At 63.3% G+C, this 12,953-nt stretch carries 14 protein-coding genes; 9 read left to right on the top strand and 5 right to left on the bottom strand.

Translation table 11 applies throughout. The annotated features are described in order from the left end of the window. Together mobB and B552_RS0124795 are read left to right on the top strand one after the other, a co-directional pair. The coding region (mobB, locus tag B552_RS27880) for a molybdopterin-guanine dinucleotide biosynthesis protein B (protein WP_019451759.1) at positions 1 to 523 on the top strand (523 nt) is incomplete at its 5' end. A 25-nt stretch (positions 524 to 548) separates the two neighbouring features. Next, the gene (locus B552_RS0124795) at positions 549 to 932 is read left to right on the top strand and encodes a putative zinc-binding protein (protein ID WP_019451758.1); all 384 of its coding nucleotides are present in this window, start codon (positions 549 to 551) and stop codon (positions 930 to 932) included. A 32-nt stretch (positions 933 to 964) separates the two neighbouring features. On the opposite strand, the gene B552_RS0124790 is transcribed toward B552_RS0124795, so the two are convergent. Then, on the bottom strand, positions 965 to 1,960 hold the full coding sequence (locus tag B552_RS0124790) for an acyltransferase (RefSeq protein WP_083860353.1): 996 nt from the start codon (positions 1,958 to 1,960) through the stop codon (positions 965 to 967). Positions 1,961 to 2,164: 204 nt separating this feature from the next. Then, positions 2,165 to 2,671 (bottom strand): peptide-methionine (S)-S-oxide reductase MsrA, encoded by a 507-nt coding sequence (msrA, locus tag B552_RS0124785; RefSeq protein ID WP_026036028.1) that lies wholly within the window; start codon positions 2,669 to 2,671, stop codon positions 2,165 to 2,167. A gap of 95 nt (positions 2,672 to 2,766) precedes the next feature. Between msrA and B552_RS0124780 the strand changes: the two genes are divergently transcribed. After that, complete coding sequence (locus B552_RS0124780; RefSeq protein WP_019451755.1) at positions 2,767 to 3,357, top strand: uracil-DNA glycosylase family protein; 591 nt, start codon at positions 2,767 to 2,769, stop codon at positions 3,355 to 3,357. A 38-nt stretch (positions 3,358 to 3,395) separates the two neighbouring features. On the opposite strand, the gene B552_RS0124775 is transcribed toward B552_RS0124780, so the two are convergent. Beyond that, positions 3,396 to 3,866: an Lrp/AsnC family transcriptional regulator gene (locus B552_RS0124775; protein WP_019451754.1), complete on the bottom strand. Its 471-nt coding sequence runs from the start codon at positions 3,864 to 3,866 to the stop codon at positions 3,396 to 3,398. Positions 3,867 to 4,014: 148 nt separating this feature from the next. Here B552_RS0124775 and B552_RS0124770 point away from each other — a divergent pair, with 148 nt between their 5' ends. Next, the gene (locus B552_RS0124770; RefSeq protein ID WP_019451753.1) at positions 4,015 to 4,941 is read left to right on the top strand and encodes a DMT family transporter; all 927 of its coding nucleotides are present in this window, start codon (positions 4,015 to 4,017) and stop codon (positions 4,939 to 4,941) included. Between the two features lie 130 nt (positions 4,942 to 5,071). Here B552_RS0124770 and B552_RS0124765 read toward each other — a convergent pair whose 3' ends face one another. Beyond that, positions 5,072 to 5,542, bottom strand: coding sequence for an Lrp/AsnC family transcriptional regulator (locus B552_RS0124765; RefSeq protein WP_019451752.1), 471 nt, complete (start codon positions 5,540 to 5,542; stop codon positions 5,072 to 5,074). 157 nt (positions 5,543 to 5,699) lie between these two features. Here B552_RS0124765 and B552_RS0124760 point away from each other — a divergent pair, with 157 nt between their 5' ends. Continuing rightward, positions 5,700 to 5,999 carry a hypothetical protein gene (locus B552_RS0124760; RefSeq protein ID WP_019451751.1) on the top strand — a complete coding sequence of 100 codons (300 nt, stop codon included), beginning with the start codon at positions 5,700 to 5,702 and terminating at the stop codon, positions 5,997 to 5,999. 4 nt (positions 6,000 to 6,003) lie between these two features. Here the strand turns inward: B552_RS0124760 and B552_RS0124755 are convergent, their stop codons facing one another. Further along, entirely contained in the window at positions 6,004 to 6,927 is a 924-nt protein-coding gene (locus B552_RS0124755) for a LysR family transcriptional regulator (protein WP_019451750.1), read from the bottom strand. A 114-nt stretch (positions 6,928 to 7,041) separates the two neighbouring features. Between B552_RS0124755 and metE the strand changes: the two genes are divergently transcribed. The 4 genes from metE to B552_RS0124735 all read left to right on the top strand — a co-directional run bounded on the left by metE (position 7,042) and on the right by B552_RS0124735 (position 12,602). Then, a complete protein-coding gene (metE, locus tag B552_RS0124750) occupies positions 7,042 to 9,426 on the top strand; it encodes a 5-methyltetrahydropteroyltriglutamate--homocysteine S-methyltransferase (RefSeq protein WP_019451749.1) in 2,385 nt (794 codons plus the stop codon). 162 nt (positions 9,427 to 9,588) lie between these two features. After that, on the top strand, positions 9,589 to 11,688 hold the full coding sequence (locus B552_RS0124745) for a TonB-dependent receptor (RefSeq protein ID WP_026036026.1): 2,100 nt from the start codon (positions 9,589 to 9,591) through the stop codon (positions 11,686 to 11,688). A 78-nt stretch (positions 11,689 to 11,766) separates the two neighbouring features. Further along, a complete protein-coding gene (locus B552_RS28995; RefSeq protein ID WP_019451747.1) occupies positions 11,767 to 11,940 on the top strand; it encodes a hypothetical protein in 174 nt (57 codons plus the stop codon). Between the two features lie 185 nt (positions 11,941 to 12,125). Next, positions 12,126 to 12,602: a GNAT family N-acetyltransferase gene (locus B552_RS0124735; RefSeq protein ID WP_019451746.1), complete on the top strand. Its 477-nt coding sequence runs from the start codon at positions 12,126 to 12,128 to the stop codon at positions 12,600 to 12,602. Positions 12,603 to 12,953: the final 351 nt, after the last annotated feature.

The raw sequence follows: 12,953 nt of genomic DNA, 5'->3' as shown, positions 1-12,953 counted from the left end.
CACGTCGGGCAGCGGCAAGACCACACTCATCACGGCGATGCTGCCGTGGTTTCGTTCTCACGGGCTGACCGTCAACGTCATCAAGCACAGCCACCATCCGCTTGAACTGGAGCCGCCAACCAAGGACAGTGCCCGTTTTCGCGCCGCCGGCGCCAACGAGGTCATGGTGGCATCGCCGTATCGCTACGCCATCGTGCGCGAGTTGCGCAACGAGCCGGAGCCATCACTGGCCGATCAGATTGCGCGATTGGCCCCTGCGGACCTGACGCTGGTGGAGGGCTTCCGCAGTGGCACCATTCCGCGCATTGAGGTCTACCGTCCCGCGCATGGGCGTGAACCGTACTATCTGCAGGACCCGTCGATCATCGCTCTGGCCACCGACGCGCCGACGGATGCGACGTTGCCCTGCCTGCCGTTGAATGATCCGGCCGCTATCGTTCTGTTTATTCTTGCGCTGCGGGCCAGCCACGGATGCAAGCGAGCCCAGCGGCAGGAATTGCGGCTGGCCGGCGTCGCGGCCTGATTCCGTCATTTCGGAGAACCCGACAATGGCTACCTCTGGCGCATCCAGACTTCCGCTGGTCTACGCGTGCTCGGGCTGTTCGAGTGTGGCGCAACTGGCCAACACGTTCGCGATCCGGCTGGACCGCGGTGGTCAGGCCGAGATGTCCTGTATCAGCGGGGTGGGCGGAGGCGTTCCGGCGCTCACGCGTGTTGCGCAATCGGGCCGGCCGATCCTGGCGCTCGACGGCTGTCCGCTCTCATGTGTAAAGGCTTGTCTTGAACGTGCCGGGGTGACCGCCACGCGCCACCTCGTGCTGAACAGGCTGGGCGCGACAAAGCGGCAGCACGGGGATTGCACGGAGGCCGAGGAAGCCGCGACCTGGCAGACCGTCAAGCTGGCGCTGGCAGAGATCGCAGCGCCAGGTTAGTCCCCAGGTTAGTCCATTACGACAGCTGGGGGCTAGCGCGCGGAGCGCTCCTGCCCGTGCGCGCTGTCGATCAGCAGCGAGATCTGTTCGTCCTTGTCTTGCCACTGCTGGGCCAGCCACCGGTGGAACTGCTTGCGGAAGACGCTATCCGAGCCGTAGTCCGCCGTGCAGAAATTCTCGGGAATCGGCAACTGCTTTACGCGGACGATGACCCGGCCCGCCCGGCCACAGGCAAAACGCCAGAAGCTTGGCGCACCGTCGGGGTAAGCAATCGTGACGTCGAGCATCGACCGGAACCGCGTGCCCATCGTATTCAATGTCACGGCAAGGCCGCCGGCCTTGGGCTTGAGCAAGTGGCGATACGGCGAGCCCTGGGCATCGCGTTTGGCCTCTGTGAATCGCGTACCTTCGGCAAAGACCATTACGCTGGTTGGCACAGCCGAGAATTTTTCGCACGCGCGCCGCGCCGTTTCCTGATCCTGCCGACGCAGCTCCGGATTGCGCCGCAGTTGCGTTTTCTTGTGGCGCTTCATGAATGGGAAATCAAGCGCCCACCAGGCCAGCCCGATGACCGGCACATAGATCAACTGCTGTTTCAGGAAGAACTTCAGGAGGGGGACCCGGCCGCCAAGCGCGCGCTGCAGCACGAAGATATCTACCCAGGACTGATGGTTGCAGTTGACCAGATACCATTCGGCGTAAGCCAGCCCGTCAACGCCGGCAATATCCCAGGGCTGCGGCTGGATTCGATCGAACCAGAGGTTGTTGCTCGCAATCCAGGCATCGGCAATGCGGTTGAGTATCGGATTGATTCGCCGGAACGCAACCGCTTTCGGCAAGACGAGCTTGAGCAAGGCGAAAGGGAACAGCAGGCCACACCAGAACACGGTGTTCAGTGCCAGAAGAATCAGGCTTGCGGCGCCAAGCACCGAGGAACCCAATGTGGCCGCGGTGTGGGCGATGCGGCCCGACAGACCGTGACGCCGGCTATCCGGCGATTCATGCAACGAAGTTTGGACAGATTTCATGCGCGCCATTGTGCATAGGAAAATCCTTAAAATCCTTGCGTGCAATCAAGGCCGGCGCGCTGGAATTCGTTCCCCGGTGCGTTGGATGGCGTATCGGCCACCGCTTTCCGCAGCGGGGCTGGCAACCAGCTTCCCAAGGTGACCTGCCAGGCGCACGCAAAGACGATACGTGGGGCCTCTGCCCCACCCTGCGCTTACGGCCCGTCAGCCGCGCTTTGGCAGCTTCCAGTTTGGCCGGATGAAGTGGCACGTATAGCCGTTTGGATAGCGCTCCAGGTAATCCTGGTGCTCCGGTTCCGCTTCCCAGAACGGACCGGCGGCGGCAATCTCCGTCACGACCTTGCCAGGCCACAGGTCCGAGACGTTGACGTCGGCAACGGTGTCTTCCGCCACGCGCCGCTGTTCGTCGTTCAGATAGAAGATTGCGGAGCGATAGCTCGTGCCTACGTCGTTGCCCTGCCGGTTGCGGGTCGTCGGATCGTGAATCTGAAAGAAGAATTCGAGGATCTGGCGATAGCTGATCTTGCTGGGATCGAAGACGATCTCGAGCCCTTCGGCATGCGTGCCATGGTTACGATAGGTTGCATTGGGGACGTCGCCGCCCGTGTAGCCCACGCGTGTGGAGACTACGCCGGGAAAGCGGCGCAGCAGGTCCTGCATGCCCCAGAAGCATCCGCCAGCAAGGATCGCGGTTTCGGTTTGCATTGTCATACTCCAGTCCATTGCATTGCACCATTACATCGCAATGCGTCGAGCCCCGTAATATACGCACTTCGCGCGGCTCTCGCTGCGCGTGTCTTATACGAATGAAGTCCGTCCAGAGCATCCTCCAGTTGCAGCGCGACATCGCTGTCTGCACCCAATGTGCGCCGGACCTGCCAGCGGGTCCGCGGCCCGTCGTGCAGTTCAGCGCCACGTCGCGCATCCTGATCATCGGCCAAGCGCCGGGCTCGCGCGTGCACGCTAGCGGGATTCCGTTCGACGACCCCAGCGGCGACCGCCTGCGCGAGTGGACGGGACTGGCCGCAGACGAGTTCTACGACGCCACACGCGTGGCAATCATGCCAATGGGGTTCTGTTATCCCGGCAAGGGCCCCAGCGGCGACCTGCCGCCACGCCGCGAATGTGCGCCGCTGTGGCACGAAGCCATCCTGCGGGTATTGCCGGCAGACCGGCTCACGCTGCTCGTCGGCAGCTACGCGCAGGCGCACTATCTTGGCGGCCGTGCAGGCGCCACCATGACCGAGATCGTCCAGGACTTCCGACGCTTCGGCCCCAACGTCTTCCCGCTGCCCCACCCGTCGTGGCGCGTGGTGGGCTGGATGCGCCGGAACCCGTGGTTCGAAGCTGAATTGCTGCCGGAACTGCGCCGGGCCGTGCGCGGAAGGCTGGGGTGAGGTAGGCGCTGGGGCGTCAATACGGCGCCCGGTGATGCCTACCCCAGCGGCAGCGCCGTGCTGTACAGCACCTGCTTGAGCGCGAAGCTGGAGCGGATGCTGGCCACCCCGGGGATTCGCGTGATCTGGTCGATGATCAGGCGCTCTAGCGCCTCAACGTCGGGTACCACCACCCGCAGCAGGTAATCGGCATCGCCGGACATCAGATAGCACTCCATCACCTGCGGCAGCGAGGCGATTCGGCGCTCGAACGTGTCCAGCGTCTCCCGGCGCTGTTTGTCGAGCGATACCGAAATAAACACCACCACTTTCAGGCCCAACCGGCGCGCGTCGAGCAAGGTCACACGGCGCGAGATCACGCCGATCTTCTCAAGCCGTTTGACGCGTGCCAGGCATGGCGAGGGCGACAGGTTGACGCGGCTGGCTAGCTCCACGTTGGTCAGGCTGCCGTCGCGCTGCAGTTCGCCGAGGATACGGATGTCGATGGCGTCGAGATCGATGTCCAGCATGGTGTGCTTTGAATTATTTCAATCACGGCATTGTATGCCGTATCAAGACGACAAGGCAGTGGGATCCGGTCAATGCTGCGGCGTGATGAGTCGTAGACTTTCCACACCCGCCCGGCGTCCGCCGGCAACCGATTTCCCGCTGCTTCGCATGTCCGCACCTGCCACCACCCGCTCGCCGGCCGCATCCGGCTTCAAGTCTTTCCTGCCGCTGATTGGCGCAGTCGTCATCTGGGGCGGCAACTGGCCCATCATGAAAATGGGGCTCGCCCATGTCAGCCCGCTCTGGTTTGCTGCGTGCCGTTTCGGCTCTGCCGCGCTGGTCAGTTTCCTGGTGCTCGGTGTGGTGCGCCGGTTGCGTCTGCCGTCTCGCGCCGAATGGCCGCTGGTGATTGGCGTGGGCCTTCTGCAGATGGGGGCATTCACGGCACTGGCGCTGTGGGCGTTGCAGTATGTGCCGCCGGGCCGTGCGTCCGTGGTGGCCTATGCAACCGCGATCTGGGTGATCCCGCTTTCGTCGGTTGTCCTTGGAGAGCGGCCGTCCCGGCTGCAGTGGCTGGCCACAGCGTTCAGCTACGCAGGAATCGCCGTGATCGTGGCGCCTGCCCTGGGCGGATGGGAATTGCACACGGTCATGGGCCTGATGATGTTGCTGGGCGCATCGCTGGCCTGGTCGATCAGCATCATTCAATTGCGCGCAAATCGCGCCGTGCGGCTCGGCGCGGAGATGATTCCCTGGGAATGCGCCGTAGCTACGGTGCCGCTGATTGTGCTGGCGTGGCTGCGCGACGGCGCGCCGGATCTGGCCACGATGATCGATATCTGGCCGGTGATCGCCTATACCGGGCCGCTGGCCACCGCGCTGACCTTTATCGTGGTGCTCAATGTCACACAGACGCTGCCGCCAGCGGCCACCTCCATCGCGATGCTTGGCGTACCGGTGATCGGGTTGGTGCTGTCGTCAGTGGCCTGGCATGAGCGAATCTCGGCCGACCTCTCACTCGGCCTGGCGCTGATCGGGATGGGCGTCGTCACCACCGCGCTGGCGCCGCGGCTTGGCAGGCTGGCGGCACGATAAGCGCGCTACGAGGCGTTAAGAGGCGCTATCAAAATGAAGCGAAGCGGTTCTGGCTAGGCGTGGGGCCGCAGACACTACAAGTAGTACGGCAAGGCCCCACAACGACGCCAGAATCATTTTGATAGCGCCTCTAAGGCTCGACAGACGGCTCGCGCTTCAGGGTGCGCAGCACGAAGGTCGAATGGCTGTGCCGCAGGCCTGGCAGCTTGTACAGCTTGTGGCGCAGGAATTCCTCGTAGCCCTCGGTGCCCGCCACCGCCACCTTTATCAGGTAGTCGTACTCTCCCGTCAGCAGATGGGCCTCCAGCACTTCAGGCAACTGCGCTAGCGCCTCGCCAAAGCGATGAAACATGTCGTCGTCATGCCTGTCCAGCGTGACTTCGATCAGCACGGTGTCAGGCAGCCCCAGCGCCTTCTGGTTCAGCAGCGCCACGTAGCCGCCGATTACACCGGCGTCCTCCAGCGCCTTGACCCGGTTCCAGCACGGCGTGGCGGACAGGCCGACACGTTCGGCCAGCTTCGCGTTGGAAATCCGGCCGTCGCGGCGCAGTTCACGCAGGATGCGGCGGTCGATGTCATCGAGCTTGGGAAGGTTGCTCACGGAGAGATGTGGATGATGGAAGGAATATCCTGAAATCTACACCAAAAAGGTGGATTCTTCTTCATTCAGCGCGTCACGGAAGAAATTTCAGAAGCCAATTTTCCGGCGTCGCTGGTAAATTAACCGGACCTCTCACGCATCACTTCCGGACCCTGCCATGCCGCTACCAACCGTCCAGCTTGCCCTCCGCCTTGATCGCGCCGATGTCTTTGGCAGCCTGGAATGGGTTCTTGCCAATGCCCGCCGGACCGGGCTCGCGCTGTGCCAGCTCAATATCTCGGAACCGGCCCATGCGGTCAGCCTGTGCTGCTCCGCCCCGACATCCGATCTGCTGCATCTGTTCGTGCGCCGGGTCGGCTATGGGGTCGAGGTGGAGATCCTTGACGCCGAATTCTCGGAGGACATCGACACCGTGCTGGCCGATTCCGAAGCCGATGCCGAGGCTGTGCACGCCTGAGCGGCTACGCCGACGTCCCCAGCAACTCGATACCGTCCAGCTCGGCCGCGCAGATATCGCGCACGATCGACACGAAATCATCGACGTACGGCCGGTCTGCGATGGCTGACGGCACCATCGCATAGAGTTCGCTCCAGAGGCCCTTTGCGCCGATGCGCTTGGCCAGCACATAGTCGTGGTCGACGTAGTTCTTGACGCCCCAGTTCGGCAGCGCCGCCACGCCGCGCCGGCTGGCCACAAGCTGCAGCACGGCCACCGTCAACTCGGCCGTCCGCCGCTGCAGGTGAATGCCGGCGGGCTCCAGCACCTCGCGGATCAGGTCGATCCGCTGCTCCGGGACCGGATAGGTAATCAGCGTTTCGCCTGACAGGTCGGCCGCCTCGATGCGCCGCTTATTGCGCAGCCGGTGCTCGTTGGCCATCACCGCGAGAATTTCGAACCGGAACAATGGCGCCACGGTCAGGCCGCGTTTTACGGGGGGCCGGGAGCCGATCACCATGTCCGCCTTGCCATTGCTGAGCAGCGCGAGCGGATCGGCATGGAATCCCGCCACCAGATCGACCTCCACCTCCGGCCAGCGGCGCCTGAACTCGTCCATCACGGGCATCAGCCAGTCGAAGCAGGTATGGCATTCCAGCACCACGCGCAATTCGCCGCGCGTATCCCCCTTCAGCCGCAGCAGATCACGCTCGGCCGCGCTGATTGCCGCGAGCGTCTCGCGTGCCAGCGCCAGCAGGCGTTCGCCGGCAGGTGTGAAGCGCAGGCCTTGCCGCGTGCGATCGAACAGCGGCATCTCGTAATGGGCTTCGATGGCCTTGATCTGGTGGGATAGTGCCGACTGGCTGACGTGCACGCGCTCGGCCGCCGTCGCAAGCTTGCCCGATTCGGCAATGGCCACCAGCGAGCGGAAATGGCGGACCTCGATCATTGCCGCACTCCTCGTTTGATATGAAATTCATTCATACATTGTTTAAAACATGTCGCTTGATTCATTTTACTCGCGATCCGAAACTGTGCGCCAGATCAGACATTGGAGCAACAGATGGCACGCACACATACCCTCGGCTTTCCGCGCATCGGCGCACACCGTGAGCTGAAGTTCGCGCAGGAGGCGTTCTGGCGCGGCGAAACCCCCGAGCCAGCGCTGCGCGAAACCGGCGCAGCGCTGCGTAGCCGCCATTGGCAACTGCAGGTGGATGCAGGTCTGGCGACGGTGGCAGCTGGAGATTTCGCCTGGTACGACCAGATGCTTGGCCTGACCGCCCTGCTGGGCGCCCTGCCAAAGCGCTTCGGCTTGGACGCCGCGTCGCTGACACTGGCCCAGTACTACGAACTCGCGCGCGGCAATGCGGCCCAGCCGGCCATGGAGATGACCAAGTGGTTCGACACGAACTACCACTACATCGTCCCGGAACTGGACGCGGACAGCAGCTTTGAAGGCGGCCCGTCGTGGTTCTTCGACGAGATCGACGAAGCGCTGGCGCTGGGCCTGCCCACGCGTCCGGTGCTGATTGGCCCGGTGACGTACCTGTGGCTGTCAAAGTCGCACGCTCCGGGCTTCGATCACCTGAGCCTGTTGCCGAAGGTGGTGCAGGCTTATCGCCGCATCCTGTCGCAACTGCAGTCGCGCGGCATCGAGTGGGTCCAGATTGATGAACCGGTGCTGTGCCTGGATATCGAGACCAACTGGCTCGAGGCAGTTGACCGCGCCTATGCGGGCCTTGCCGAATCGGGCCTGAAGCTGCTGCTGGCTACGTACTTCGACACGGCGGCACCGCACGCCGCGCGCATCGCCGCCCTGCCCGTGGATGGCTTCCACATCGACCTCGTGCGCGCCCCGCAGCAACTGGCAACGTGGCTGCAGGTGCTGCCGGCCGATGCAGTGCTATCGGCCGGCGTGATCGACGGCCGCAATATCTGGCGATCGGATCTGCGTGCGGCGCTGGCAACGCTGAAGCCCCTTCAGGCTCAGCTTGGGGACCGGCTGTGGATCGCGCCGTCCTGCTCGCTGTTGCATGTGCCGGTGTCGCTCGATGCCGAACAGCGGCTTGATCCAGAACTGAAATCGTGGCTGGCGTTTGCCACGGAAAAGCTCGACGAGCTCCACACGCTGGCCACGGCGCTGAATCAGGGCGAGGCGGCAGTGGCAGCGCAGCTTGCCGCATCGGATGCCGCTCGCGAATCGCGGCGTACTTCGCGCCGAGTGGTCAATCAGCAGGTGCAGAAGCGCCTGGCAGCGGTTACCGCCGAGATGGCCAACCGTGCGAGCGGCTTTGAAAGCCGTATCGAGCACCAGCGCGAAGCGCTGAAACTGCCGGCGCTGCCCACCACAACGATCGGGTCGTTCCCGCAAACCACGGCCATCCGTCAGACGCGTGCGTCCTACAAGCGCGGCGAGATTGGCGCGCTGGAATACCTGCAACGCATTCGCGCAGAGATTGAACTGGCCGTGCGCAAGCAGGAGGCGCTTGGCATTGATGTGCTCGTGCATGGCGAAGCCGAGCGCAACGACATGGTCGAGTACTTCGGCGAGCAACTCTGCGGCTACGCATTCACCGCGAACGGCTGGGTGCAGAGCTATGGCTCGCGCTGCGTCAAGCCGCCGGTCATTTTCGGCGACGTTTATCGGCCGGAGCCGATGACCGTGGACACCGCCCGTTACGCCCAGTCGCTGACCAACAAGCCGATGAAGGGCATGCTCACGGGCCCGGTGACGATGCTGCAGTGGTCGTTCGTACGCGACGACCAGCCGCGCGCCACCACGGCACGGCAATTGGCGCTGGCCATCCGCGACGAGGTGTGCGATCTGGAGGCGGCCGGTATCCGCGTGATCCAGATCGACGAACCGGCGCTGCGCGAAGGCCTGCCGCTTCGGCGCGACGACTGGGCCGCGTATCTCGACTGGGCCGTCAACGCGTTCCGCCTCTCCGCTGCTGGCGTTTCGGACCAGACGCAGATCCACACCCATATGTGCTACGCCGAGTTCAACGACATCCTGCCGGCAATCGCTGCGATGGATGCCGACGTGATCACGATCGAAACCTCGCGCTCTGCGATGGAACTGCTGGAGGGCTTTGGCGATTTCGACTACCCGAACGAGATCGGACCCGGCGTCTACGACATCCACTCGCCGCGCGTGCCGGCCGTGGAAGCCATCACAAGGCTGCTGGAACGCGCGTGCGAGGTCATCCCGCCGGAGCGCCTGTGGGTCAATCCGGACTGCGGCCTCAAGACCCGAGGCTGGCCGGAAACGGAGGCGGCGCTGGCCAATATGGTGACGGCAGCGCGGCAGTTGCGTGGCAAGCTGGCCAGCCAGGCACCGGTGACCTGGAAGCGCGTGGCGCGCCCCGCGATTGCCGATCTGGCAACCGCGCATGTGCACGGCGCCGCGTGCGACGCAAGCTGCGGCGGACAACCATCGGCGTAGAGTCGAATATAAGGTCGATGTCGAAATAAGCGGCGAGTGCCCGTTGCGTCGCTGTGTCGCATGGCGCACGGGCACTCCGCTCCGTATCCTTGCGGTCGAGCCAGAACAAGAGCATCCGGACCACGCCAGCCACCACCGGCGTGCGTCTTTCGACCACAAGCAATGCAACGAAAAAAACAATGGCGCCGCACAGCGGTGCTTCCTGCTGCCGCACTGTCCGGCGCAGCGCTGGCGCAAACCGCGCCGGCCATTTCCACTGCCGAGTTTCCGACCCTCCCGACCGTCACTGCCTCGGCTGCCGCTCCGGGTTCACTGACCGCGCCGGGTGTCGCCCAGCAACGCGAGTCCCTGTTCCAATCGGCGGGCTCGGTCGGATTTGTCGACGCGAATTCCTACAGCAATACCTACGCCAGCGACCTGCGCGATGTGCTCAAGGACGCGCCGGGCGTCTATGTGCAGGAGCGCTATGGGCAGGAACTGCGGCTGTCGATTCGCGGCTCCGGCATCGCACGCGGCTACCACACGCGCGGCCTGGAAATCCTGCAGGACGGCGTGCCGACCAACTTCGCCGACGGTAGCGGCGACTTCTACCAGATCGATCCGCTCGGCCTTTCCGCCGCCGAGATCTACAAGGGCGGCAACGGCCTGGCCTATGGCAGCACGACACTGGGCGGCGCGATCAATTTCACCACGCCCACCGCGCTGACCGCCGACGCGCCGAATATGCTTCGCCTCGATGGCGGCAGCTTCGGCACCGTGCGCGGCAGCGGCCAGGTGTCGCGGCAGATCGGCGCGTGGGACTTCCTGGTCAACGCCACGGTCAGCCACTCGGACGGGTACCGTAACCACGAGCGCGGCCAGTACGAGCAGATCAACGCCAACGTTGGCTACCGATTCAGTCCGGCCGTGGAAACCCGCTTCTACTTCGGCGCGTATATCGTCGATCAGTTGCTGCCCGGCACGTTGTCGCTCAACGATGCGCTGAACAACCCGCGCATGGCATCGCCAAGCGCCCTGGCCGGCGATCAGGCGCGCAACACGCGCACCGAGCGCATCGCCAACGTGACGACGGTCAAGCTCGACAGCGGCCAGTTGGACTTCTCGACCTGGGCCATCCACAAGAGCCTGTACCACCCGATTTTCCAGGTCGTCGACCAGGACTATTGGACGTACGGCTTTGCGCCGCGCTACACCGGCGAATTCGCGCTTGGCGGCATGCGCAACCAGCTTATCGCGGGCATGCGCTTCTTCGGCGGCAACAACGATGCGCGCCAGTACGTGAACGTCAATGGCAACCGCGGCGCACAGACGCTGAACGCGGCGCAGGACGCCTACAACTACGAGGCCTATCTCGAAGACCGCCTCTACGTGGTGCCTACGGTGGCGCTGATGGCAGGCGCCAAGGCCTACCGCAACCGGCGCGAGTACAAGGACTACGGCGGCCTGCCCACCAACCCGACGCCGAAATCGGATGCCACGACCTATAGCGGCGTGAATCCGAAATTTGGCGTGCTATGGGAGCCGAAGAAGAACGTCCAGGCCTTTATCGACGTCACCCGCAGCGCGGACGTTCCCGATTTCTCCGATCTGAACCAGACCATCGGCATGACCCAGCAGTTCGTGCCGCTGGCGGCGCAGCACGGCTGGACGCTGGAACTGGGCACGCGCGGCCAGCTCGATCGCTTCGGCTGGGACGTCACCGCCTACCGGTCGCTGGTTCGCGACCAGCTGCTGCAGTACACGGTAGGCCCGGACATCCCCGCGTCGACATTCAACGCCAACAAGACAATCCTGCAAGGCGTGGAACTTGGCGCCAGCGCGGACGTGGTACGCAATGTGTTCGGCAGTGGCGACAAGATCAGCATTTCGCAGATCTGGAACTACAGCGATTTCCGCTTCGACAACGATCCCGTCTACGGCAATAACCGGATCGCGGGCGTCCCGCAGCACGTGCTTCGCACCACGCTGGCGTACAGCCGGCATTCACGGCTGCGCGTGGCTGGCACGATCGACTGGGTACCGACCGGCGCCTGGGTGGACTACGCCAACACGCTCAAGGTGCCCAGCTACGTGCTGTTCGGCATCGAGGCCAGCTATGAATTCGAGCGCGGCGTCACACTGTTCCTGGATGCCCGCAACCTGACGGACAAGCGCTATATCAGCGATTTCAGCACGGTGACGGATGCGCGCACGGCCAATACCTCGGTGTTCTATCCGGGCAACGGCCGGGCGTTTTATGCGGGGGTGAAGTACAGGTTCTGAGGCGTGCGCCCTGCCCTCGGCAATGGCCGAGGGCAATAAGAAGTTAATCGCCGATTTCCGGAAAAGGTCGATGGCCCGATGGCCGAGACCGGCCAGTTTGAGACGTTCGACACGACCGCCTGGATCGTTGACGATCGGCGGGTTGGCATTGACGGCAATTTCTGCGGCAGGCAATATGTTTTTATGAACTACGACGCGCTCAATTCCATGATGTGCACCATGACCGCCAATGGCGAGTCGTGGGAATTGTGACGTTCATACACCGTACACAGACTTCCTCAACGGCCCCGCCAGTCATGACGGGGCCGTGTCTTTTCAGCCGCTCCGAATTGCGTTGGCGCGAATAGGAGTGAATGCATGCATTACAGAGTACGTGTTTCCGTTCTTGGTGACGTTGCTGACGTGTCAAATTGGCAGATCGAGCCGAGGAGCACAGCATGCTGACGATACGAAAAGCGAACTGCGATGACGTGTTCGACGCATGGGATATCCGTAAAACGTCGGTGCATGCTGCATGCGCTGAGCACTATCCCAAAGCAGCCCTTTCGGCGTGGGTTGACGGCACGCCGACCGACAAATGGGCCGGCGTTGTCGAATCTGACTTCTATGTTGCCGTCGATCAGGGATCGATCGTCGGAACAGGGATGCTTACATTCGCAAGCGGGCAAGTCGACGCGATCTTCGTCCGACCGTCTCATATGGGGCGCGGCATCGGACGCAAAATGCTGGATTTTCTTGAAGTGTTGGCCGCTGATCACGGCCTTGCCGCAATGCGCCTCGATGCAACGCTAAACGCGGCACCGTTCTATCGTCGTTGTGGTTGGTCGGGCGATTCGGTTTCGACGTACCGTACCTCGCGTGGACTGGAGTTGTCTTGCGTGCCGATGACGAAGCGTGTCGCCGTCGGCGGGTAGGTTGCCCTCTCGGCCGACGACTGCCGCCCGCATGGGGCAATTGTCGGCGAGGAGCTGCCTGTCGCATCCCCGGCCAGATCGTCGACAATCGTTGCGGCTCGGTCTCCTTTAGCGTCAACGCATGACCTCAACACGCGATGATTAATCAAGCCAACCGGCCCCAAGTTCGGCAAGCAGGGCAATCTTCCAATCTTCGCGCCCAGAAGTCTCGCCTGTCTCGCCGGCAGGGAGTCAGTGAGGTTCGATTTTGAACGACCGCTGTCGGGCGAATCGAAGGTCCCTTGTGGGTCGTTCTGCAACTCTCAGTGGCCCCTCAAATCGACGATGAACCAAAAAAGCCCTTCCGTTTCG

The sequence above is a fragment of the Cupriavidus sp. BIS7 genome (genome assembly GCF_000292345.1).
Taxonomy (GTDB): Bacteria; Pseudomonadota; Gammaproteobacteria; order Burkholderiales; family Burkholderiaceae; genus Cupriavidus.
Note: the sequence above shows the minus strand (reverse complement) of the source record. Positions and strands in the feature narration are given on the sequence as shown.

What these genes read in the sequence shown, in the direction of transcription:
- B552_RS0124780 (WP_019451755.1), top strand. Translation starts at nt 2,767, where the DNA reads ATGAAGTCCGTCCAGAGCATCCTCCAGTTGCAGCGCGACATCGCTGTC.
- B552_RS0124755 (WP_019451750.1), bottom strand. Translation starts at nt 6,927, where the DNA reads ATGATCGAGGTCCGCCATTTCCGCTCGCTGGTGGCCATTGCCGAATCG.
- B552_RS0124760 (WP_019451751.1), top strand. Translation starts at nt 5,700, where the DNA reads ATGCCGCTACCAACCGTCCAGCTTGCCCTCCGCCTTGATCGCGCCGAT.
- B552_RS0124745 (WP_026036026.1), top strand. Translation starts at nt 9,589, where the DNA reads ATGCAACGAAAAAAACAATGGCGCCGCACAGCGGTGCTTCCTGCTGCC.
- B552_RS0124770 (WP_019451753.1), top strand. Translation starts at nt 4,015, where the DNA reads ATGTCCGCACCTGCCACCACCCGCTCGCCGGCCGCATCCGGCTTCAAG.
- B552_RS0124735 (WP_019451746.1), top strand. Translation starts at nt 12,126, where the DNA reads ATGCTGACGATACGAAAAGCGAACTGCGATGACGTGTTCGACGCATGG.
- msrA (WP_026036028.1), bottom strand. Translation starts at nt 2,671, where the DNA reads ATGACAATGCAAACCGAAACCGCGATCCTTGCTGGCGGATGCTTCTGG.
- B552_RS0124790 (WP_083860353.1), bottom strand. Translation starts at nt 1,960, where the DNA reads ATGAAATCTGTCCAAACTTCGTTGCATGAATCGCCGGATAGCCGGCGT.
- B552_RS0124775 (WP_019451754.1), bottom strand. Translation starts at nt 3,866, where the DNA reads ATGCTGGACATCGATCTCGACGCCATCGACATCCGTATCCTCGGCGAA.
- B552_RS0124795 (WP_019451758.1), top strand. Translation starts at nt 549, where the DNA reads ATGGCTACCTCTGGCGCATCCAGACTTCCGCTGGTCTACGCGTGCTCG.
- metE (WP_019451749.1), top strand. Translation starts at nt 7,042, where the DNA reads ATGGCACGCACACATACCCTCGGCTTTCCGCGCATCGGCGCACACCGT.
- B552_RS28995 (WP_019451747.1), top strand. Translation starts at nt 11,767, where the DNA reads ATGGCCGAGACCGGCCAGTTTGAGACGTTCGACACGACCGCCTGGATC.